Annotated in this window: 18 protein-coding genes; 14 read left to right on the top strand and 4 right to left on the bottom strand. The window is 70.6% G+C overall.

The annotated features are described in order from the left end of the window. Positions 1-78: 78 nt before the first annotated feature. Positions 79-1,146: a right-handed parallel beta-helix repeat-containing protein gene (locus tag EES42_RS33460; RefSeq protein ID WP_124721956.1), complete on the bottom strand. Its 1,068-nt coding sequence runs from the start codon at positions 1,144-1,146 to the stop codon at positions 79-81. A 137-nt stretch (positions 1,147-1,283) separates the two neighbouring features. After that, a complete protein-coding gene (locus tag EES42_RS33455; protein WP_124721955.1) occupies positions 1,284-2,912 on the bottom strand; it encodes an acyl-CoA synthetase in 1,629 nt (542 codons plus the stop codon). A gap of 166 nt (positions 2,913-3,078) precedes the next feature. On the opposite strand from EES42_RS33455, the gene EES42_RS33450 reads away from it, so the two are divergent. From EES42_RS33450 to EES42_RS33420, 7 genes are all read left to right on the top strand, one after another. Next, the gene (locus EES42_RS33450; RefSeq protein WP_124721954.1) at positions 3,079-3,879 is read left to right on the top strand and encodes a crotonase/enoyl-CoA hydratase family protein; all 801 of its coding nucleotides are present in this window, start codon (positions 3,079-3,081) and stop codon (positions 3,877-3,879) included. Positions 3,880-3,894: 15 nt separating this feature from the next. Continuing rightward, entirely contained in the window at positions 3,895-4,839 is a 945-nt protein-coding gene (locus tag EES42_RS47390; RefSeq protein WP_124721953.1) for an OB-fold nucleic acid binding domain-containing protein, read from the top strand. Next, positions 4,840-5,895: a thiolase domain-containing protein gene (locus EES42_RS33440; protein ID WP_124721952.1), complete on the top strand. Its 1,056-nt coding sequence runs from the start codon at positions 4,840-4,842 to the stop codon at positions 5,893-5,895. Next, the gene (locus tag EES42_RS33435; protein ID WP_124721951.1) at positions 5,885-7,051 is read left to right on the top strand and encodes a thiolase domain-containing protein; all 1,167 of its coding nucleotides are present in this window, start codon (positions 5,885-5,887) and stop codon (positions 7,049-7,051) included. Before EES42_RS33440 ends, EES42_RS33435 begins: the two co-directional genes overlap by 11 nt. Positions 7,052-7,153: 102 nt before the next feature. Continuing rightward, positions 7,154-7,396: a DUF397 domain-containing protein gene (locus EES42_RS33430; RefSeq protein ID WP_124721950.1), complete on the top strand. Its 243-nt coding sequence runs from the start codon at positions 7,154-7,156 to the stop codon at positions 7,394-7,396. Between the two features lie 334 nt (positions 7,397-7,730). Beyond that, complete coding sequence (locus EES42_RS33425) at positions 7,731-8,231, top strand: hypothetical protein (RefSeq protein WP_018550733.1); 501 nt, start codon at positions 7,731-7,733, stop codon at positions 8,229-8,231. A 149-nt stretch (positions 8,232-8,380) separates the two neighbouring features. Further along, the gene (locus tag EES42_RS33420; RefSeq protein ID WP_124721949.1) at positions 8,381-10,774 is read left to right on the top strand and encodes a glycoside hydrolase family 95 protein; all 2,394 of its coding nucleotides are present in this window, start codon (positions 8,381-8,383) and stop codon (positions 10,772-10,774) included. Here EES42_RS33420 and EES42_RS33415 read toward each other — a convergent pair. After that, positions 10,750-12,963, bottom strand: coding sequence for a terpene synthase family protein (locus tag EES42_RS33415; protein WP_124721948.1), 2,214 nt, complete (start codon positions 12,961-12,963; stop codon positions 10,750-10,752). The genes EES42_RS33420 and EES42_RS33415 overlap by 25 nt on opposite strands. A 385-nt stretch (positions 12,964-13,348) precedes the next feature. Between EES42_RS33415 and EES42_RS33410 the strand changes: the two genes are divergently transcribed. Then, complete coding sequence (locus tag EES42_RS33410) at positions 13,349-14,680, top strand: N-acetylmuramoyl-L-alanine amidase (RefSeq protein WP_124721947.1); 1,332 nt, start codon at positions 13,349-13,351, stop codon at positions 14,678-14,680. Positions 14,681-14,749: 69 nt separating this feature from the next. Next, complete coding sequence (locus EES42_RS33405; protein ID WP_124721946.1) at positions 14,750-15,019, top strand: hypothetical protein; 270 nt, start codon at positions 14,750-14,752, stop codon at positions 15,017-15,019. A gap of 57 nt (positions 15,020-15,076) precedes the next feature. Here EES42_RS33405 and EES42_RS33400 read toward each other — a convergent pair whose 3' ends face one another. Continuing rightward, on the bottom strand, positions 15,077-16,264 hold the full coding sequence (locus EES42_RS33400; RefSeq protein ID WP_124721945.1) for an ROK family transcriptional regulator: 1,188 nt from the start codon (positions 16,262-16,264) through the stop codon (positions 15,077-15,079). 165 nt (positions 16,265-16,429) lie between these two features. Here EES42_RS33400 and EES42_RS33395 point away from each other — a divergent pair, with 165 nt between their 5' ends. From EES42_RS33395 to EES42_RS33375, 5 genes are read left to right on the top strand one after another with little or no spacing between them, the layout of a single operon-like run. Then, positions 16,430-17,917 (top strand): sugar ABC transporter ATP-binding protein, encoded by a 1,488-nt coding sequence (locus EES42_RS33395; protein ID WP_124721944.1) that lies wholly within the window; start codon positions 16,430-16,432, stop codon positions 17,915-17,917. Then, positions 17,914-18,930, top strand: a complete 1,017-nt coding sequence (locus tag EES42_RS33390) for an ABC transporter permease (RefSeq protein WP_241196754.1) — start codon at positions 17,914-17,916, stop codon at positions 18,928-18,930. The genes EES42_RS33395 and EES42_RS33390 overlap by 4 nt, the downstream gene beginning before the upstream one ends. After that, positions 18,927-19,934 carry an ABC transporter permease gene (locus EES42_RS33385; protein ID WP_124721943.1) on the top strand — a complete coding sequence of 336 codons (1,008 nt, stop codon included), beginning with the start codon at positions 18,927-18,929 and terminating at the stop codon, positions 19,932-19,934. Before EES42_RS33390 ends, EES42_RS33385 begins: the two co-directional genes overlap by 4 nt. Beyond that, positions 19,931-21,145, top strand: coding sequence for an ABC transporter substrate-binding protein (locus EES42_RS33380; protein WP_124721942.1), 1,215 nt, complete (start codon positions 19,931-19,933; stop codon positions 21,143-21,145). The genes EES42_RS33385 and EES42_RS33380 overlap by 4 nt, the downstream gene beginning before the upstream one ends. Continuing rightward, complete coding sequence (locus EES42_RS33375; RefSeq protein WP_241196753.1) at positions 21,142-22,014, top strand: sugar phosphate isomerase/epimerase family protein; 873 nt, start codon at positions 21,142-21,144, stop codon at positions 22,012-22,014. Before EES42_RS33380 ends, EES42_RS33375 begins: the two co-directional genes overlap by 4 nt. Positions 22,015-22,048: the final 34 nt, after the last annotated feature.

Genomic DNA, 22,048 nt, shown 5'->3' with positions numbered 1-22,048 from the left:
CGGGGGAGGGGGTGGGGGTCGGGGTAGGGCTCACAGTGGTCATGCTGTCTCGCTTCTCCTCGTGCGGGGGTGCACCGGTCAGCACATGCCGGCCGGTGCGGACTTGGCGCAGACGTTGTCGGTGAAGGTGTTGCCCTTGCCGGTGTCCCCATTGGCGAGGTCGGCCGGCTTGTTGTTGAGCACGACGTTGCCGCTGATGGTGTTGCCGGTGTTCTTCGTGCCCACGAAGCTCTTGAACAGGACGACGCCCCCGGACATCGGGGTGGCGCCGGAGTTGTCGCGGATGGTGTTCGAGCGCACCTTGGTGTCCGCGGCGCCGGTGAGTACGAGGCCGGAGCCCTGGAGGGCCGACAGCCGTTCGGTCGCGGAGCAGAACTTGTTGTTGCCGGTGATCTCGTTGGACTCGATGGTCATGGCGCCGGCCTGCGGCTTTCCTTCGTCGCCCACGACGAACACACCGGTGCAGTTGCCGGAGACGCTGTTGTCGTGGACCGACAGGTTCCGGACCCGCCGGGCGGTGAATCCGATCCGATTGTCCTTCAGCGCGTTGTCCCGGACCTCGGTGCCACGGGTGTCGGTGGCGCCGCCCTCCTTGTCGACGGTGTTCGCGACGAAGATGCCGGCGTCGCCGTTGGCACGGGCGGTGTTGCCGATGAACGCGCCGCGGGTGGAGCGCTCCTGGGCGATGCCCCAGACACCGTTGTGCTCGGAGACGACCCGGCGGACGGTCAGCCGGTCGGTCCAGGAGGCCCAGACGCCGTTCTTCTTGAACCCGGACAAGGTCAGCGATTCGACGCGGACGCCGTCCACGGTCTTGCCCGACCGGCCCTGGACGCAGATTCCGCTGCCGGCCTTCGCGCAGGCGTCGGCGGCCTTCGTGCCCGCCTCGGCCGGCCGGATCACGGTCTTGCTGCCGGCGCCGCGCAGAGTCAGGTCGGGCTTGGTGACCAGGACGCTCTCCCGGTACGTGCCGGGCAGCAGGACGATGGTGTCACCCGGCTGGGCGGCGTCCACCGCTTTCTGGATCGACTCGCCCGGACGGACCTCGTGCGAGTCCGTGGCCGAGGCGGAGGGGATGGACATTCCGCATCCCGCGGCCGAGAGGACCGCGACGGGGACAAGGATCTTGATGTTTCGTTTCCTCATGAGCCGAAGCTATGGGCGATCTCCCCCGGTTGCCACATAGAGTGAGCGGATGGGTTCGGGGCGTGCCCGAATGGCTTACCCGGGCTCCCCCGCCCGGTGGCCGGGCGGGGTCCGGACGTGCGGTGTGTTTTTGGCTCTCATTCCCCGGTTTCGCGCCGGGGCGCGACGACCGAGCGGGCCCACCGGTAGTCGGCCTTGCCGCTCGGTGAGCGCTGGATCCGGTGGGTGATCACCAGCCGGCGGGGGATCTTGTAGCCCGCCAGCCGGGTCCGGCAGTGGGCCTGGAGATCGTCGAGCGAGGGCTCGGCCGCCCCCTCGCGCAGTTGCACCACCGCCGCGACACGGTTGCCCCACCGGTCGTCGGGCACCGCGGCGACCAGCACGTCGTACACGTCCGGATGGGCCTTGAGCGCCTGCTCGACCTCCTCGGGGTACACCTTCTCGCCCCCGGTGTTGATGCACTGCGAGCCGCGGCCGAGGACCGTGACGATGCCCTCCTCGTCGACCGTCGCCATGTCCCCGAGCAGGACCCATCGCTCGTCGCCCCGCCGGAAGAAGGTCTCCGCGGTCTTGCCGGGGTCGTTGTAGTAGCCGAGCGGCACGTGCCCGCGCTGGGCGATCCGTCCCGGCTCACCCGGAGCCACCGGCTCGTACGTCGCCGGATCGACCACCGCCGTACGGGAGTTGACCCGGAGCCGGAACCCGTTCTCCGGCCCGGAGTCGGCGGTCGCCGTGCCGTTGAAACCGGACTCCGACGAGCCGAAGTTGTTCAGCAGCATCACTGTCGGCACCAGTTCCTGGAATTCGGCGCGCACCGAGTCCGACATGATCGCGCCCGAACTGGATACCGAGAACATCGCGGAGCAGTCGGTGCCCTTCAGCGGGCCCTTCAGCGCGTCGATCAGCGGCCGCAGCATCGCGTCGCCCACCAGCGACACACTGGTGACCTTCTCCTTCTCGATCGTACGGAGCACCTCCTCGGGTACGAACTTGCGGTGGACCACGACCCGCTGCCCGAAGTTGAAGCCGATGAAGGCGGTGAGCGTCGAGGTGCCGTGCATCAGCGGGGGAGTGGGGAAGAAGGTGATGCCGTCGCCGCCCGCGGCGACGCGCTCGGCCAGCTCCTGCGGTGACTTCACCGGCTCGCCGGTCGGTGCGCCCCCGCCGAGGCCGGAGAAGAAGAGGTCCTCCTGGCGCCACATCACACCCTTGGGCATTCCGGTGGTGCCACCGGTGTAGATGATGAACTGGTCGTCGGCCGACCGCGGCGGGAACCCGCGCTCCGGGCTGCCGGCCGCCTCCGCGTCCGTGAAGGCGACCGCGTCCGGACCGCGGACACCCGCCTCCGGGACCCCCACCCGTACGAGATGACGCAGGCCCGGCGCCTTCGGCGCGGCGGCCGCGACCCGCTCGTCGAACTCGGCGTCGAAGACCAGCGCGGCGAGATCCGCGTCGCGGTAGAGGTAGATCAACTCCTCTTCGACGTACCGGTAGTTCACATTGACCGGGACGACGCGTGCCTTCAGGCAGGCCAGCACCGTCTGGAGGTACTCCACCCCGTTGTAGAGGTGCAGTCCCAGATGCTCGCCCGGGGTGATGCCCGCCTCGATCAGGTGGTGGGCCAGGCGGTTGGCCGCCGCGTCCAGCTCCGCGTACGTCAGCCGGCGCTCCGCCCCCGTGCCGGGATGGTCGAGGTAGACGAGCGCCTCGCGTTCCGGGACCGCGTCGACGACCGACTCGAACAGGTCGGCAAGGTTGTACTCCACCGTTCCTCCTGACCCCGGAAGCTGACTGGCTCGGCGGTCATTAGAGCGCCGGGAGGCGCAACTGGGAAGGGTGCCGTCGAAGAAATCTGACTAGCTGTCAGAAAACTATTGAACTGGGCCACCGCCTACTGCAACCTGTTCTAGGTCTTTAGACGGGAGGCGGACAATGGGTGGTACGGAACACCTCGTCGTGCGGCGCGAGGGCGCCACACTGGTGCTCACCCTGAACAGGCCGGAGGCGAAGAACGCCCTGTCGCTGCCGATGCTGGTCGGGCTGTACGACGGCTGGCTGGCGGCGGACGAGGACGACACGATCCGCTCGGTGATCCTCACCGGCGCGGGCGGCTGCTTCTGCGCCGGCATGGACCTCAAGGCCCTGGCGGGCAAGGGAATGGAGGGCGAGCAGTACCGGGACCGGATGACCGCCGACCCCGATCTGCACTGGAAGGCGATGCTGCGCCACCACCGCCCCCGTAAACCGGTCATCGCCGCCGTGGAGGGCCACTGCGTCGCGGGCGGCACCGAGATCCTCCAGGGCACCGACATCCGGATCGCCGGAGCGGGCGCCACCTTCGGGCTCTTCGAGGTGCAGCGCGGCCTCTTCCCCATCGGCGGTTCCACGGTCCGGCTGCCGCGCCAGATCGCCCGCACGCACGCACTCGAAATGCTCCTCACCGGACGCCCGTACAGCGCCGGGGAAGCGGCAGGCATCGGACTGATCGGCCGGGTCGTCCCGGACGGCACCGCACTGGAGGAGGCCCTCGCCGTCGCCGAACGGATCAACGCCTGCGGACCGCTCGCCGTGGAGGCCGTCAAGGCCTCCGTGTACGAGACCGCCGAGATGACCGAGACCGAGGGGCTGGCCGCCGAACTGAAGCGCGGCTGGCCGGTGTTCGCGACCGAAGACGCCAAGGAGGGCGCCCGCGCCTTCGCCGAGAAGCGCCCGCCCGTCTACCGGCGCACCTGAGCCCAGGAGGCAACCGTGCCCGAAGCCCTCAGCGCACCGCTGGTGGTCGAATTCCCCTTCACCCGCTCCCTGGGCCCCGTACAGAGCGCCTTCCTCACCGGACTGCGCGAACGCACCGTCCTCGGGGTCCGCACCGCCGACGGAAAGATCCTGGTCCCACCCGTCGAGTACGACCCCGTCACCGCCGAGGAGCTCCGCGAGCTGACCGGGGTCGCCACCACCGGCACCGTCACCACCTGGGCCTGGAACCCCGCACCCCGTCCCGCCCAGCCCCTCGCCACCCCCTTCGCCTGGGTCCTCGTCCGCCTCGACGGCGCAGACACCGCGCTGCTGCACGCCCTCGACGCCCCCGGCCCCGAGGCGGTGCACACCGGCATGCGGGTACGGATCCGCTGGGCCGCCGAACGGACCGGCGCGATCACCGACATCGCCTGCTTCGAACCGTACGGCGGCGACGGCACCGGGCAGTGCGCCCCGCACGACGGCGAGTTCGCCGACCCGGTCACCGGAATCGTCACCCCCGCCCGGCTCGACTACCGCTACACCCCCGGCCGCGCCCAGAGCGCGTACCTCGACGCGCTTTCCGGGCAGCGGATCGTCGGCGAACGCTGCCCGTCCTGCCACAAGGTGTACGTACCGCCCCGCGGCGCCTGCCCCACCTGCGGGGTCGCCACCACCGAACAGGTCGAGGTCGGCCCGCGCGGCACCGTCACCACGTTCTGCATCGTCAACATCAAGGCCAAGAATCTCGACATCGAAGTCCCCTACGTCTACGCGCACATCGCGCTCGACGGCGCGGACCTCGCACTGCACGCCCGGATCGGCGGCATCCCGTACGACCAGGTGCGCATGGGACTGCGCGTCGAACCCGTCTGGACCGAGGGCGGGCGGCACCCCGACCACTACCGGCCGACCGGCGAGCCGGACGCCGACTACGACGCGTACAAGGAGCTGCTGTAGATGCGAGACACGGCGATCGTCGCCTTCGCGCAGACCGACCACGTGCGCCACACCGACGAGCTCTCCGAAGTCGAGATGCTGATGCCCGTCCTCCACCGGGTCCTCGACGCGACCGGGCTCAAGGCGAGCGACATCGGCTTCACCTGCTCCGGCTCCAGCGACTACCTCGCGGGCCGCGCCTTCTCCTTCACCATGGCACTCGACGGCGTCGGCGCGTACCCGCCGATCTCCGAGTCCCATGTGGAGATGGACGGTGCCTGGGCGCTGTACGAGGCCTGGGTGAAGATCCAGACGGGGCAGGTGGACACCGCGCTCGTCTACTCGTACGGAAAGTCCTCGCCCGGCGAGGTCCGCGACGTCCTCACCCGCCAGCTCGACCCGTACTACGTCGGCCCGCTCTGGCCGGACTCCGTGGCCCTCGCCGCCCTCCAGGCCCGGGCGCTGATCGACGCCGGCGACACCGACGAGGCCGCCCTCGCCGCTATCGCCCACCGCAGCCGCGCCGCCGCGGCGGACAACCCGCACGCCCAGCTCAGGGGACCGGTCCCGGCCGGCGAATACGTCGTGCAGCCGCTGCGCACCGGCGACTGCCCGCCGGTCGGCGACGGCGCGGCCGCCGTGATCCTCGCCGCCGGTGACACCGCACGGGCCCTGTGCCCCCGCCCCGCCTGGATCCGCGGCATCGACCACCGCATCGAGGCGCACTCCCTCGGAGTGCGGGAGCTGACCGAATCGCCGTCCACCTATCTCGCCGCGACCCGTGCCGGGGTCTTCGAACGGCCCGTGGACACCGCCGAACTGCACGCCCCGTTCACCTCCCAGGAGGTGGTGCTGCGCAAGGCGCTCCGGCTCGACGACAGCGTCGACGTCAACCCCTCCGGCGGCGCGCTCGCCGCCAACCCCGTCATGGCCGCCGGGCTGATCCGACTCGGCGAGGCCGCTGCCCGCATCCACCGCGGCGAGTCCGAGCGGGCCCTCGCCCACGCCACCTCCGGGCCCTGCCTGCAGCAGAACCTGGTCGCCGTCCTCGAAGGGGAGAGCGCTCATGTCCAGTGAGCCCGTGGCCGTCGTCGGCGTCGGCCAGACGAAGCACGTGTCCGCACGCCGGGATGTGTCCATCGCCGGACTCGTCCGCGAGGCCGCCGTCCGAGCCCTGGAGGACGCGGCCCTGACCTGGGCGGACATCGACGCCGTCGTCATCGGCAAGGCACCCGACTTCTTCGAGGGCCTGATGATGCCGGAGCTGTACCTTGCCGACGCCCTCGGCGCGGTCGGCAAACCGATGCTCCGGGTACACACCGCGGGCTCCGTCGGCGGCTCCACCGCACTCGTCGCCGCCAACCTGGTCTCCGCGCGGGTGCACCGCACCGTCCTCACGCTCGCCTTCGAGAAGCAGTCCGAGTCCAACGCCATGTGGGGGCTCTCGCTGCCCATCCCGTTCCAGCAGCCCCTGCTCGCCGGAGCGGGCGGCTTCTTCGCCCCGCATGTGCGGGCGTACATGCGCCGCACCGGCGCGCCCGACACGGTCGGCTCCCTCGTCGCGTACAAGGATCGCCGCAACGCGCTGAAGAATCCGTACGCGCACATCCACGACCCCGACATCACGCTGGAGAAGGTCCGGTCGGCGCCGATGCTCTGGGATCCGATCCGCTACTCGGAGACCTGCCCGTCCTCCGACGGGGCCTGCGCGATGATCCTCACCGACCGTGCCGGAGCGGGCCGTTCGCCGCATCCGCCCGCCTGGGTGCACGGCGGCGCGATGCGCAGCGAGCCGACGCTCTTCGCGGGCAAGGACTTCGTCTCGCCGCGGGCGGGCCGGGACTGCGCCGCCGATGTGTACCGGCAGGCGGGCATCAGCGACCCGCGACGGGAGATCGACGCGGTGGAGATGTACGTGCCCTTCTCCTGGTACGAGCCGATGTGGCTGGAGAACCTCGGCTTCGCCGACGAGGGGGAGGGCTGGAAGCTCACCGAGTCCGGCGTCACCGAACTCGACGGCGACCTGCCGGTGAACCCGTCGGGCGGAGTGCTCTCCACCAATCCCATCGGCGCCTCCGGCATGATCCGCTTCGCCGAAGCCGCGCTGCAGGTACGGGGACGGGCCGGCGAACACCAGGTCGTGGGGGCCCGGAAGGCGCTCGGCCACGCGTACGGGGGCGGGGCGCAGTTCTTCTCCATGTGGCTGGTCGGAGCCGAGCCGCCCAGCAGCTGACACCGCTCGGTCCCGGGCCGACGGAAGCCCCCTTCGCGCCCTGTCCGGGACCGCCGGGGGTGACTAACCTTTGGCCCGGGACGACAAGTGGGAGGAGCCGACGTGGCGGAGCGCACCACGACCCAGCAGCCCTTCGCGGGCTGGGACAAGCCGGATCTCGATCTCAGCAACGCGCGGTGGAGATCGGGCAGTCGGGGCGCGGGGGACGTCCAGATCGCCTTCGTCGAGGGATTCATCGCGATGCGCAACGCCGGGAAACCCGGCAGTCCGTCGATCGTCTTCACACCGGCCGAATGGCGCGCCTTCGTGGTGAACGCCCGCGACGGCGAGTTCGACCTCACCTGAGAACGCGCGGTGCCGTGATCCGGTGGCCGGCCGCGATCACCCGATCGGCGGCACGGCGGCACGGCGGTGCGCGGCGCCGTCGACGGGGATCGCGCACCGTGGGAGGTGCGGGTGCCGGGAGTGACCCGGACCCTGCCGATCGGACCGCGACCGGGGCCGGACCCAGGCCGCCAGGTCTTCACGGCCGTGCACGGCGGTGCCGTGCCGACGGGGGCCGGGCCACTCGCCGACGCGACGACCTGTTCGTTCCGTACGACGGGCCGCACACCCGTCGGCGCCCCGGCCTGCACGGACCCGGCTCCGCAAGGTGAGCCCGGACACGTAACATGTCTGCATGTCCTTCCTCCGCCGCCGTAGCGCCGCCACACCCGCGGGCCCCGACTTCGACGTCCTGGCCATGGACCCGGGGGACTGGCCCGGAAACCTCGGCGCCGGTCTGCTGCCCGCGCCCGACGGAAGCTGTCAGGGCGTCTTCCTGCGCTACGACCTGTTCGGCGGCCGCGGCCCCGCGATGATCATCGGCAACCTCCCGGAGGGCTCGCCCGCCCGCGAGACCGAGGAGGGCCAGGTCCCGTTCGAGGTCGCCCAGCTGCTGCTCGCGCTGGAGAACGACGAGCCGGTCGAGGTCACCGGCACGGAGGACATGCCCGTGATGCAGGGCGACAACCTGCTGATCGTGCGCCGCGTCAAGCTCTCCGAGAGCCGGATCTCCTGCGTCCAGTTCGACCGCAGCGACGGCGTGCTCGTCACCATCGCCAGCTGGGACCGGCCGATCACCGACGACCTGTACACCCTGCTCAAGCCGCTGCCGGCCGAGCTGTTCCAGCAGGGCTGAACCCGCCCCTCCCGCAGGCCGTCCGCACATACCGGGCGGCTGCGGGGCACGTATCCCGAGATCCGTCCAAGTGCTCGCGGCCTCCGTCCAAGAGGCCGCTTTGTCACGCTCCTTGTCGGGTCAGTCGTCGGACCTTTACCGTCGGCCGCATGACATCCGGGATCACGCGACGTACCACCGTGAAGACAGCGATAGGGGCAACCGGTGCGCTGGCACTGGGAGTCCCGGCCCTTTCCAGCACAGCTGCTGCTGCCGGTACCTCCGATGAATCGACGGGAGCCGCCCACTCGAATAACCAGGCGGAACCGACGCTCCGGTACGACGTGCCCGCCGCGGACTGGGAGCGCGAGTCGCTGCCCATCGGCGGCGGCGCCCTCGGCGCGAGCGTGTTCGGGACGCTCGCCTCCGAGCAGCTCACCTTCAACGAGAAGACCCTGTGGACCGGTGGCCCCGGCTCCGCCCAGGGTTATGACTTCGGGAACTGGACCGCTCCCAGACCCGGCGCCCTCGCCGGCGTGCAGCAGCGTCTCGACAGCGAGGGCACGCTCGGCCCGGACGCCGTCGCCGCCGAACTGGGCCAGGCTCGGCGCGGCTACGGCGCCTACCAGGTATTCGGCGAGCTGAGACTGGACCTGCCGAACGCCCCGGCCGCTCCCGACGCCTCCTACCGCCGCACCCTCGACCTGCGCAACGCCCTCGCCGCCGTGACCTACACCCACCAACAGGTCGTCCATACAAGGGAGTTCTTCGTCTCCCACCCGGGCAGAGTGATCGCGGGACGCCTCGCCGCCGACCGTCCGGGACAGGTGTCCTTCACCCTGCGCCACACCTCGCCCCGCGACGACTGCACCGTCACCGCGGACCGGGACCGGCTCACCGTACGCGGCGCGCTGAAGGACAACGGTCTGCGCTTCGAGGCCCAGATCCGCGTCCTGACCAGCGGCGGCACCGTCACCGCGGGCACGGACGGCACCCTCACCGTCACCGGCGCAGACAGCGCCTGGTTCTTCCTCGCCGCGGGCACCGACTACGCCGACAGCTATCCCGCCTACCGCGGCGCCGACCCGCACACCGCGGTCACCGCCGCCGTGGACCAGGCCGCCCGGACCTCGTACGAGAAGGTCCGCGACACCCACGTACGCGACCACCGAGCCCTCTTCGACCGGGTCGCCCTCGACATCGGCCAGGAACTGCCCGACCTGCCCACCGACCGGCTGCTGGCCGGCTACACGGGCGGAACGAGCTCCGCCGACCGGGCCCTGGAAGCGCTGTTCTTCCAGTACGGCCGCTACCTGCTGATCGCCTCCTCACGCGCAGGCTCGCTGCCCGCCAACCTCCAGGGAGTGTGGAACAACTCGACCACCCCGCCCTGGTCGGCCGACTACCACAGCAACATCAATCTGCAGATGAACTACTGGCTCGCCGAGGTCACCAACCTCGCCGAGACCACCGCGCCGTACGACCGCTACATCGAGGCCATGCGTGCCCCCGGCCGCAGGACGGCGAAGGAGATGTTCGGGACCGCCGGCTGGGTGGTGCACAACGAGACCAACCCGTACGGCTTCACCGGCGTCCATGACTGGTCCACCGCCTTCTGGTTCCCGGAGGCCGCGGCCTGGCTCACTCAGCAGATGTACGAGCACTACCGGTTCGGCGGCTCCACCGACTACCTGCGCTCCACCGCCTACCCGGCGATGAAGGAGGCGGCCGAATTCTGGCTGGCCAATCTGCGCACCGACCCGCGCGACGGACTGCTCGTCGTCACCCCCAGCTACTCTCCCGAGCACGGCGACTTCACCGCCGGTGCCGCGATGTCCCAGCAGATCGTGCACGACCTCCTCACCAACACCCTGGAGGCCGCCCGCACCCTCGGTGACTCACCGGCCTTCCGCAGCCGGCTGGAGACGGCCCTGGACGGGCTCGATCCCGGACTGCGGATCGGGTCGTGGGGCCAGCTCCAGGAGTGGAAGACCGACCGGGACGACCCGGCCGACACTCACCGCCATGTCTCGCACCTGTTCGCCCTCCACCCCGGCCGCCAGATCGAACCCGGCAGCGCATGGGCACGGGCGGCCGAGGTCTCCCTCGGGGCGCGCGGCGACGGCGGCACCGGCTGGTCGAAGGCCTGGAAGATCAACTTCTGGGCGCGGCTGCGCGACGGTGACCACGCCCACCGGATGCTCGCCGAACAGCTGAAGAGCTCCACCCTGCCCAACCTCTGGGACACCCACCCGCCCTTCCAGATCGACGGCAACTTCGGCGCCACCTCGGGCATCGCCGAAATGCTGCTGCAGAGCCAGCACGACACCGTCGACATCCTGCCCGCCCTCCCGTCGGGCTGGCCGGACGGATCGGTGCGCGGGCTGCGTGCCAGGGGAGGGTTCACCGTCGACATCGAATGGGCCGCCGGGCAGGCCCGCCGTGTGGTGATCACGGCGAGCCGCACCCGCGAAGTGACCGTCCGCAGCACGCTGTTCGCGAGCGGCGAGAAGGTCTTCAAGGCACGCGCGGGCAGCCGCTACACCCTGGTCGCCGAGGGCTGAGCGAACAGCGCGGTCACCCGCGCCGCCGAGACACCGAGCCCCGTGGGACCGCTGATGTGCCACGGGGTTCCGGTGCCGCGCAGCAGATCCTGCTCGCGGTAGCGCCGGCAGTCCCGGTGCCAGATCAGGATGCCCGCGAGCCAGTGCTTGAGCTCCTGCACGTACCCCGCCAGCACCTCCCGCGCCTGAGCGTCCAGCCCGAAGTCGTCGTAGAGAACCGGGAGTTCCTGCTCGGCGACGTGCAGGAACTGCCTCAGCCGGGACTTCATCAGGTCGTACACGATCGCCACTCCGGTCGGATAGTCCACCCCGAAGAAGTTCTGCACGACCAGGACGCCGTTGTGCACCTCACCCTCGAACTCGATCTCCTTCTGGTACGAGAACAGGTCGTTGAGCAGACAGGCGTAGTCCGCCGCCGCGTTCTCCAGGGAGCGCAGCGGCCCGCTGTGATAGATCTCCGGCGGAACCTTCCTGCCGTGACCCAGCCGGCACAGGCTCATCGTGAGGTCGGAGCCGAACGTCATGCGCCGCATCTCGACGTAGTCCACCGGGTCAGGGATACGGTTCTGCACCTGGTTCGCCAGCTCCCACACCCAGCTGGCGGTCATGTCCTCGACCGCCTTCCGGAACGCCCGGCGCCCGCTCTCGTCCATCGGCGCCGAGGTACGCGCCCAGAGATCACCGAGCCCCCGCTCCAGCGCGTTGACGGGCTCGGGCGTCCCGCCCCCGTCCAGGGGCATGAACAGCGACAGGCGCTCATTGGCCAGCTTGGCCCCCGCCAGATCGCGGGCCCGCCCGTGCACCACCGGGAACCAGTCGTCGCCGTACGTCCCCCAGGTCAGCCACTGCGAGGACAGGTCCAGCTCCTCGGGCGTCGCGTCCGGGTGCAGCCCCGCCGCGCAGAGCGGCAGATCGGTCGCGATGAGCCGCTCCTCGTCCCAGATGTGCGAACCGGGCACGCCCGGCTGCGCCTCCAGGATGCCCATCCGGCCCGCCCAGTCGACGATGCGGACCCGCGCCCCGTCCAGGTGCGGACTGAGCGTCGTGCCGAAGGGCAGCTCGATGTCGGGCAGCAGCGACGGGCCGACGCGCTGGTAGGGCAGGTGGGTGTGGCTGCGCAGCCTGGCCGTCTCCGAGCGTGATGTGAACTTGATCGACGCCGCGGCCATCCCGAAGCCGGTGGTGGCCGCTTCGACCGCGCCGTCGTTCATGTAACGGCTGGAGCGCATGTGCCACTCATGGCCGCCGGACTGCCAGTCCTGCAAGCCCTTGACGTACGCGAGCACCGCCGCGGTCTGCGCCGGGTCGAGTCCCTTCTCGGCGCAGAGCGGCCCGAGTTCGGTGAGCGCGGTGTTCTCGAACTGCTGGAGCCGGGAGGTCAGCAGATCGTTCACCGCGTCGGCGGCCTCCTGTGTGGAACAGCCGAGGAAGTGTTCCAGGACGAGCACACCATTGCTGTTCTCGCCCTCGTCCTCCACCTCCCGCTGGTACGAGAACAGGTCGTTGCGCAGGTGTACGCCGTCGGAGAAGGCGTCCCGCAGCACCCGCAGCGCACGCTCGCCGGCCACCGCCTCGGGGACCTCGGCGCCCGCCGCGTACTCCACGAGCCCCGCCGACCACGGGGCGCCGCCCACCTTGCGGCGCATCTCGATGTACTCGACGGGGTTCGCGATGCGCCCCTCGTTGATGTTGGACAGCTCCCACAGCGACTCGTTGAGCAGGTTCTCCGTGGCCTCGGCGAACCTGGCCCGCCAGGCGTCGGACATGCTCGGCACCGTTCGCGCCCACAGGTCGGCCAGCCCCGCCTCGACCGGATTGGTCGGCTCCGGCATCGGTGCCCCGCGCTCCATCGGCATGAACGCCGGCAACCGGTCCAGATAGCGTTTGCCGCCCTCACGGTCCGGGGTGCGCTTGAACAGCTCCAGGAAGTGGTCGTCGAAGAAGAAGACCCACACGTACCAGTCGGTGACCAGTGAGAGCGCCTCGGCCGAGCAGTCGGGATGGGTGTACGCACACAGCAGCGCGTAGTCGTGGGAGTCGATGTCCTTCTCCTCCCAGATGCCCGACCCCTCCACCATCCCCATGCTGCGCGCCCACTCCTTGGTGTGGATCCGGGCCTCCTCGACATGGACGTTGAGCCGCGCCGGATACGGAACGTAGAAGTCCGGCAGAGTGAAGGGCTGAGCCATGTGCGTACGGCCTTTCCTGGATCGCCGCGCGGGCATCGCGCGGACGTGATCGTGTCGGCGCGAGCACTACCCTTCGGCCGTTCGGGGCACGCACATCCGGGATTAGTCAGATAAAAGGCATGGGTGTTGGTGGTGTCCGGGCGCACCCGGCCGGGCCTCCGGAAGATGCCCGGGATGTGGGCAACAGGCCTTCGGCAACGACCGGTTGAATCTTTCCTGCGCAGGTCAGACAACCCGCCAGTGGTCTGGTCCACTGGCTCGGCCCACGACCTCCACAGATCCCTTGACGTGCTGTCATCTCAGGTCGGAGAGTGTGCGCGCACAGCGGATCAGTGGGATCGGAACACGCACGGCTCCATCACGCACGGCTCCAAGAAGGGTTGTCATGACGTCCAAGCAGAGGACCGGACTCGCACTCGCGCTGACAGGTGTCGGCGCACTGAGCATGACGCTGCTCAGCCCCGTGACGCAGGCCGGCGCGGACGGGGTGCGACCGGAATGCCCGCGCAGCCTCGCATGCGACTGGGTACCGGCGGCCTACCAGCAGACGGGTGACCCGGCCGACAAGGAGACGTACGGGAACTACGACACCGCGGACCGGCCGCACACCAACAAGGTCAGATTCATCGTCCTGCACGACACCGAGGAAGACTTCGACACCACCCTGAAGATCTTCAAGAACCCGCTGAAGCAGACCTCGGCCCACTACGTGGTGCGCTCGGGCGACGGGCACGTCACCCAGATGGTCAAGGGCAAGGACGTCGCCTGGCAGGCCGGCAACTGGTATCTCAACAGCCACTCCATCGGCATCGAGCAGGAGGGCGTCGCCGTCGACGGCGCCAAGTGGTACACCCCCGAGATGTACCGCTCGACGGCCAGGCTGGTGCGCTACCTCGCGGCCAAGTACGACATACCGCTCGACCGCCAGCACATCATCGGCCACGACGGAGTGCCGCCCACCAGCGCGTCGGGCACCAAGAACATGCACTGGGACCCGGGCACCTACTGGGACTGGAACCGCTTCATGGCGCTGCTCGGCAAGCCCACCGTACCGAGCGCCCCCAAGAGCAGCGAACTGATCACCGTCAGCCCGGACTTCAAACGGAACCAGCAGGCGTTCCGCGACTGCGAGAAGGGCGTCGACCTGCCGGTCCAGGGCTCCAGCGCACTCCCGTTGCACACCGCGCCGTCCACCGAAGCACCCCTCTTCTCCGACCCGGGCCTGCACACCGACGGCTCGCCCGGCACCAACTGCGTCGCGGACTGGGGCAGCAAGATCAGCGCCACCCAGCAGGCCGTGGTCGCCGACCACGCGCCCGGCTGGACGGCGATCTGGTGGTACGGCCGGAAGGCCTGGTTCGAGACCCCGGCCCGCAGCCGTAACACCACGCCCACCTCCGGCCATGTCGTCAGGCCGAAGGCCGGCCGCACGGACGTACCGGTCTACGGGGTCGCGTACCCGGAACAGTCCGAGTACCCCGCCGACTTCACGGACAAGCGGGTGGGCGCGCCGCTCCAGTACACGATCAAGGCCGGCCAGTCCTACCCCGGCGGCGGCGAGGCGCCCACAGGTTTCTTCTACGCGCCCACGATCGACTCCTCGTACCCGTTCGACCACGCGTACTTCGCCGGCAAGGAGAAGTACGTGACGGTGCAGATCGGCCACCGGATCGCCTTCGTGAAGGCGTCCGACGTGGACATCGTGCGCACCCGCTGAGATCACGCCGGCGCTCCGCCGCAGTGACGACGGAGCGCCGGGAATCCGTACCGCCGAGAAGGAGCCTTCATGCACAAGCTGACCAGGACCGCCGCCACCGCCGCCGCGGGCGTCGCCATGGCACTCGCACTCACCGGCGCCGGAGCCGTCGTCACCGTGGCGACGGCCTCGGCCGCCGCCGCGTCCGAGACCGGGGCGCAGGGCTGGGACGTCTCCGGCTCGTTCGACACCCAGCAGGAGTGCGTCACGGCCGGGGACGCGGGCCTCGCCGACGGGAGCTGGGCGCAGTACCGGTGTGTGCTGTTCGAGGCACGGTGGGACCTGATGACTCCGGCCTGACCGCCCGCCGAGCGCCCCTCCTCACGCCCCGACCGTGCCCGGAGGGGCCACTCGGCCTCACCCCGCGACCAGCCGGTTCACCTGCGCGGGAGACAGCGCGTGCTCGATGGCGAGGATCCCCGCCCCCACCGCCGCCGCGTTCTCGCCCGTACGGCTCGGCTCGATCCGCAGCAGCTGGGTGGCCAGCGGATGCGAGCGCCGGTACACCGCCTCCCGGACCCCCGCGAGCAACTGGTCGTGAACGGCGGCCAGCGCGCCGCCCATCACCACCGTGTCCGGATTGAAGAAGTTCACCAGACCGGCGAGCACCTCACCGACCGCCCGCCCGGCCTCCCGGACCATCCGCACGGCGTCCCGGTTCCCGGACCGCACCAGGCGCACGACATCGCTGCCCGACGTCGCGTCCAGCCCCAGGGCCACCAGCTTCGCCGCCAGTGACGCGCCGCCCGCGACGGCCTCCAAGCAGCCCGAATTGCCGCACCGGCAAGGATCGTCGAGATCCCCGACCCGGATATGGCCGATGTCACCGGCACACCCCTGCGCGCCCCGGTGCAGCTTGCCGTCGGCGACTATTCCGCAGCCGATCCCCGTGCCGACCTTGATGTACAGCAGATAGCGGCAGTCCGGGAACGCGCGCCGCTGCTCACCCAGCGCCATCACGTTCACATCGTTGTCGACGAGCGCACGCACCCCGAACCGGGAGGCGAAGAACTCCGGGATCGGATACTGGTGCCAGCCCGGCATGATCGGCGGATCGACCGGACGGCCGGTGGAGAACTCCACCGGACCCGGCACCCCGACGCCGATGGACCGCAGCGTCCTCGGCTCCCGGCGGGTCTCCTCCAGCAGGGCGCGCACGGTGCGCTCCACATGCCGCAGCACGGAATCCGGGCCGTCGCCGATCGACAGCGGTTCCTCGTGCGACGCGAGCATGGTCCCACCGATGTCCATCAGCGCCACCCGGCAGTGCGAAGCCCCCAGATCCACCCCGGCCACCGCGTGCTCACGGGTGCGCAGCGCCAGCCGTCTCGGGGGCCGGCCGCCGGTGGAACCGCCGTCGGCGTCCTCGTCCACGAGGCCGTGCGCGATCAGCGCGTCCACCCGCTGGGAGACCGTCGAGCGGGCCATCTTGGTGACCCGGGCGATGTCGGCACGGGTCGTCACCGCCCCCGAGCCGATCAGCGCGAGCACCTCGCCCGGCGAGTGCGACGCGGCAGCGGAATTGCGATCCGACGGCGAAGACATGGCAGTCACCCTAGGGACGACTTCCGCTGCTCACAAGGCATCCGCTGTTCGTTCATCGGCATAAGTACATGCCAAGTCGCCATGGAACAAAGGTGCTTGAGCCCTTGACACTCCCAATGCCTGTCACGACTCTGCTCTGCAGACCACTGAGCGAGGAGCAGTTCGATGCTGACGATGCAGGGTGTGTCCAAGAGCTTCCTCGGGGTGCGTGTGCTCGATGGGGTGGGGCTCGACCTCGAAGCCGGAGAAGTGCATGCCCTGGTGGGGGAGAACGGCGCGGGAAAGTCCACCCTGATGAAGATCCTCGCGGGGGAGCACTTACCCGACGCGGGGACCATCACCATCGACGGCACCGACCGCTCCTTCGGCCACCCGGCCGAGGCGCAGGCCGCCGGGGTCGGCATCATCCACCAGGAGTTCGCGCTCCTGACCCACCGCACGGTCGCCGAGAACGTCTTCCTCGGCCGCGAACCGACCAGGTACGGACTGGTCGACCGGCGCGCCATGGAGCGGCGCACCGCCGAACTCCTCGCCGAACTCGACGAGACCGGCATCACCCCGCGCACCCCCGTCCACGAACTGTCGGTCGCGCGCAGACAGACCGTGGAGATCGTCAAGGCCCTCGCGTCGGATGTCCGCATCCTGGTGATGGACGAACCCACCGCAGCGCTCGCCGACCACGAGGTCGAGCAACTCGGCTCCCTCGTACGCCGCCTGACCGCCCGCGGGATCGGCATCCTGTACATCTCGCACCGCCTCCGCGAGATCTTCGACCTCTCGCGGCGCATCACCGTCCTCAAGGACGGCCGCCGCGTCACCACCCTCGACACCCGCGAGACCGACGCCGAAACGGTGGTACGCGCCATGGTCGGAAGGGAGTTGGGCGCCTACTACCCGCCCCGGGCCGGCCCGGAAGAGCCGGGCGAAGAACGGCTCACGGTGCGCGGCGGCGGCAACTCCAGGATCTCCGGCATCGACCTGACCCTGCGGGCGGGCGAGGTCGTCGGCGTCGCCGGTCTCCAGGGCTCCGGCCGCACCTCCCTCGCCCGCGCCCTCTTCGGCGCCGCTCCCTTCACCACGGGCACCATGAACGTCGGCGGGGAGCCGCTGCGCCCGGCGAACCCCCGGGAAGCCGTCCGGGCCGGGATCGCCCTGGTCACCGAGGACCGCAAGGGGGAGGGCCTCGCACTCCACCAGTCCGTGGCCGACAACGCGCTGCTCGTGACCCGGGCCGTCCCCGCGCGCGGCAGACCGGCCGCGCGCCGTGAGGTGACCGCGCTGCTGGAACGCGTACGCCTCCATGCCCACGGCGAGGACCAGCAGGTCCAGTACCTCTCCGGCGGCAACCAGCAGAAGGTCGTCATCGCCAAATGGCTCGCCGCCCGCCCTCGGGTCCTCCTCTTCGACGAACCCACCCGCGGCGTCGACGTCGGCGCCAAGGCGGCCATCCACACCCTCGTACGGGAACTGGCCCGCGAGGGCCTCGCCGTACTGATCATCTCCTCAGAACTGCCCGAGCTGATCGGCATGAGCGACCGGATCCTGGTCATGTCCGAAGGCCGCCTCGCCGGTGAACTGCCCGCCGGAGCCGCGGAGGAGGCCGTCATGCGCGTCGCCACCGGCGGCGGCAGCGCCACGGAGGGAGCGGCATGACCGTCCTCCGGCCCGGCCTCGGCACCCGACCCCCCGCCGCCGCACCGCGCACCGCCCGCCCGCGCCTCACCGGCCCCGTGGCCGGCGTCTGGCTCGCCGCACTCGCCGTCACCGTGCTCGGCTGGATCGCCGTCGCGGCCCGCGGCGGGGACTTCCTGACCGTGACCAACGTGGTGACGATCCTTCAGAACTGCGTCGCCCTGGGCCTCGTGGCCGTCGGCCAGTCCGTCGTCATCCTCACCGGATCGCTCGACCTCTCCGTCGCCTGCCTCATCAGCCTCGGCACCCTTGTCGCTGCGGAGACGATGCAGAGCGGCAGCGTGCTCGTGGCGGTCATCGCAGTCCTCGCCCTCAGCGCCGCCGTCGGCCTGGCCAACGGGCTGATCGTCACCGGCCTCAAGGTCAACGCCTTCATCGCCACCCTCGGCACCGCCTTCATCCTGCGCGGCTGGATCGAGGACAACTACACCGGCCCCGCGGGCAAGGTCCCCGCCTCCTTCCAGCACCTCGGCTACGACCGGATCGGACCGGTCCCCGTCTCGCTCTTCCTCCTCCTCGCGGTCGCCGCCGTCCTCTGGCTGATCACCCGCCGCACCCGGCTCGGCCACCACATGTACGCGACCGGCGGCGACGAGCACGCCGCCCGGCTCTCCGGCGTCCGCACCCGGCGCACCGTCGTCGCCGCGCACCTCCTGTGCTCGCTGTGCGTCGGCGCGGCGGCCCTCTTCCTCGCCGCACGGCTCGGTGCCGGGGCCCCCTGGGCGGGCACGGAGGCCCGCTACGACCTGGAGTCCATCGCCGCCGTCGTCCTCGGCGGCACCGCGCTCGCCGGGGGACGCGGGGGAGTGGCGGGCACCCTCGGCGGAGTCCTCGTCCTCGCCGTGCTCGACAGCGTCTTCAACCAGCTGTCCGTGGACCCGTTCTTCAAGAACGTCGTCCGGGGCGTCGTCATCATCGCCGCCGTCGCCCTCTACGCCCGAGGCCGCCGCACCCCGAAGGAGCGGACCGCATGACCACCGCCCAGGCACCCGCCAAAGGCCGCCGAGTCCTGCGTGCCCTCACCACCGGCACACCCGTCTACCTCCTGCTCGCGGTGCTGCTCACCGCGCTCGCCCTCACCGACCCGGGCTTCTACGAACCCGACCGCTTCCTCGCCTTCGTCAAGCGCGCCGCCCCCCTCGTCATCCTGGCCGCCGGCCAGTACCTGGTCATCGTCTGCGGCGAGTTCGACCTCTCCGTCGGAGCGATCGTCACCGCCGGGGTGGTCGTCGCCGCCGAACTGTACGGCTCGTTCCCGGCCGCGCCCTGGCCGCTCGTGACTGTGGTCCTGCTGCTCGCCGGAGCCCTCGCCGGACTCGTCAGCGGACTGATCACCACCCTGCTGCGGGTGCCCTCGTTCATCACCACGCTCGGCATGATGCTGATCCTCGAAGGCGCCGTCTTCTTCTGGACCGGCGGCTCGCCGCACGGCGCGCTGCCTGCGGAGTTCCGCAGGCTCGGCCGCGGCACCGCGTTCGGCTGGCTGCCGTGGGCCGTACTGGCCTGCGTCGTCGCGGGTCTGCTGGCCGTACGCCTGATGCGTTCCGACTTCGGCCGTACGCTCCTGGCCACCGGCGACAGCGAACGCGCTGCGGCCCTGGCCGGAGTCCGGGTCGCACGCGCCCGGACCATCGCCTTCGTCCTCTCCGGCATCGCCGCCGCGCTCGCGGCCGTACTGGTCGGTGGCTTCTCCGGAGTCTCGGCACAGGCCGGCCGGGGCTACGAGTTCGAGGCGATCACCGCCGTCGTCCTGGGCGGCGTGGTGCTGGGCGGCGGCCGGGGCTCCGTCGTCGCGGCGATGGCCGGGGCGTTCTCGCTCCAGGCACTGTTCACCCTGCTCAACCTCCAGGGCGTCTCCGGCGCACTGGAATCGACCGTGCAAGGCGTCATCGTCATCGCCGCCGTCGCCCTCGGCGCAGCCGACTGGTCCAGGCTGCGCCGCCGCGGCACCGAATCCCCGGGAGCGAAAGCCTCATGAGTACGCGAAAGCTCGGACACGTCCTCGCGCCGGTCGCCGCACTGCTCGGCGCGGCCCTGCTGGCCGGCTGCACCAGCGACGCCCCGCCCGACGCGCCCGCCGCCGGAGCGAGCGGCGGCACGGGCGACCCGGGCACCGGCGAGCAGTCGAAGTTCTTCGACCGGGCCGAGTACGACCGCCAGCTCGGCCTCGCCGAGGTCACCCCGCAGGGGCCCGCCACGAGACCGTGGGAGCAGATGCTCCGCCCGGAGCTCGTCGACACCGGCCGGTACCGGAAGAAGGACTCCGGCGGAATCCGGCTCTGCTTCTCCAACGCGGGGGTCTTCAACCCCTGGCGTCAGGTCGGCCTCAAGAACATGCGGGCCGAGGCCGCACTCCACAAGGAGATCACCGAGTTCACCGTTCTCGACGCGCAGGGCAAGGACGACAAGCAGATCTCCGACATCCAGGAGCTCGCCGGCCGGGACTGCGACGCCCTGATCGTCTCCCCGAACACCACGGCCACCCTGACCCCCGCCGTCGAACAGGCCTGCGCGAAGGTGCCCGTGATCGTCTTCGACCGGGGCGTCGAGACCGACTGCGCCGTCACCTTCATCAACCCGATCGGCGGCTACGGCTACGGAGCGGTCGCCGCCGACTTCCTCGTCGGGAAGGTGAAGCCCGAGGGGAAGATCCTCGCCCTGCGGATCTCTCCCGGCGTCGATGTGCTGGAGACCCGCTGGTCGGCGGCGAAGCTCGCGTTCGACAAGAGCGGACTCGACGTCGTGGACGTGAAGTTCACCGACGGCGACCCGGCGAAGACCAAGGCGATCGTCACCGACGCCCTCACCCGCAACGGCGACATCGACGGCGTCTGGATGGACTCCGGGGCCACCTCCGTCGCCGCGGTGGAGGCCTTCGAGGACGCCGGCCGGGACGTGCCGCCCATCACCGGCGAGGACCAGCAGGACTTCCTCCAGGCATGGAAGGAGAAGAAGCTCACCGCGATCGCGCCCTCCTACCCCACCTTCCAGTGGCGCACCCCGGTCATCGCCGCGCTGAGGATCCTCAAGGGGCAGCAGGTCCCGAAGGAGTGGAAGCTGCCGCAGCCCACCGTCACCCAGGAGACCCTCGACCGGTACTTCAAGCCCGGCATGCCGCCACTGCACTACGCGATGTGCGGCTGCGAGAACCTCCCCGGATTCCCCGAGAAATGGGGAGGCAAGAAGTGACCGTCGCTCTCCCGCTCGGCGCCAACCCGTGGATCTGGCACTCGCCGGTGACCTACGAAACGCTCGGTGACGTGCTGCCGAAGCTGTCCGCATGGGGCTTCGACTGCGTCGAGATCCCGCTGGAGAACGAACGGGACTGGGCACCCGGATCCGTCGCCAAACTGCTCGACGCCTCCGGTCTCGCCCCCGCCGCGGTGATCGCCGTGATGCCGCCCGACCGCAATCTCGTCCGCACCGACCCGGGGACCGTCCGGGTCACCCAGGACTATCTGTTCCGGTGCGTCGACGCCGCCCGGGCTCTCGGCGCCCCCACCGTCGCCGGACCCATGTACGCGGCGGTGGGCCGCACCTGGCGGATGGACCGTGCCGAACGCGCCGCCGCGTACGAGGAGTTGCGGGAGAACCTCGCCCCGGTGGTCGCGCACGCCCGCGCGGCGGGGGTGCGGCTCGCCGTGGAACCCCTCAACCGGTACGAGACGAGTCTGCTCAACACCGTGGACCAGACCCTCGAAGCGCTGACCGGGCTTCCCGAGAGCACCATCGGCCTCGCGCTCGACGTGTACCACCAGAACATCGAGGAACGCTCGCTGCCCGACGCCGTGCACCGCGCGGCGGGCCGCATCGTCCACGTCCAGGTGTGCGCGAACGACCGGGGCACCCCCGGCGCCGACAGTCTCGACTGGCCGGGCTTCCTCGCCGCGCTCACCACGTGCGGCTACTGGGGCCCGCTCTGCATCGAGTCGTTCACCGCGCACAACGACGCCATCGCGGTCGCCGCCTCGGTCTGGCGCCCGCTCGCCGGCACCCAGGACAGCATCGCCGCCGACGGCCTGGCCTTTCTGCGCCACGCCCTCGGCACCACCCCCTGACACCGCTCGTCCGCAATCCGCAGAGAGGACCCGC

The organism is Streptomyces sp. ADI95-17 (assembly GCF_003846175.1).
GTDB lineage: Bacteria > Actinomycetota > Actinomycetes > Streptomycetales > Streptomycetaceae > Streptomyces > Streptomyces sanglieri.
This window is presented reverse-complemented; position numbering and strand designations above follow the sequence as displayed.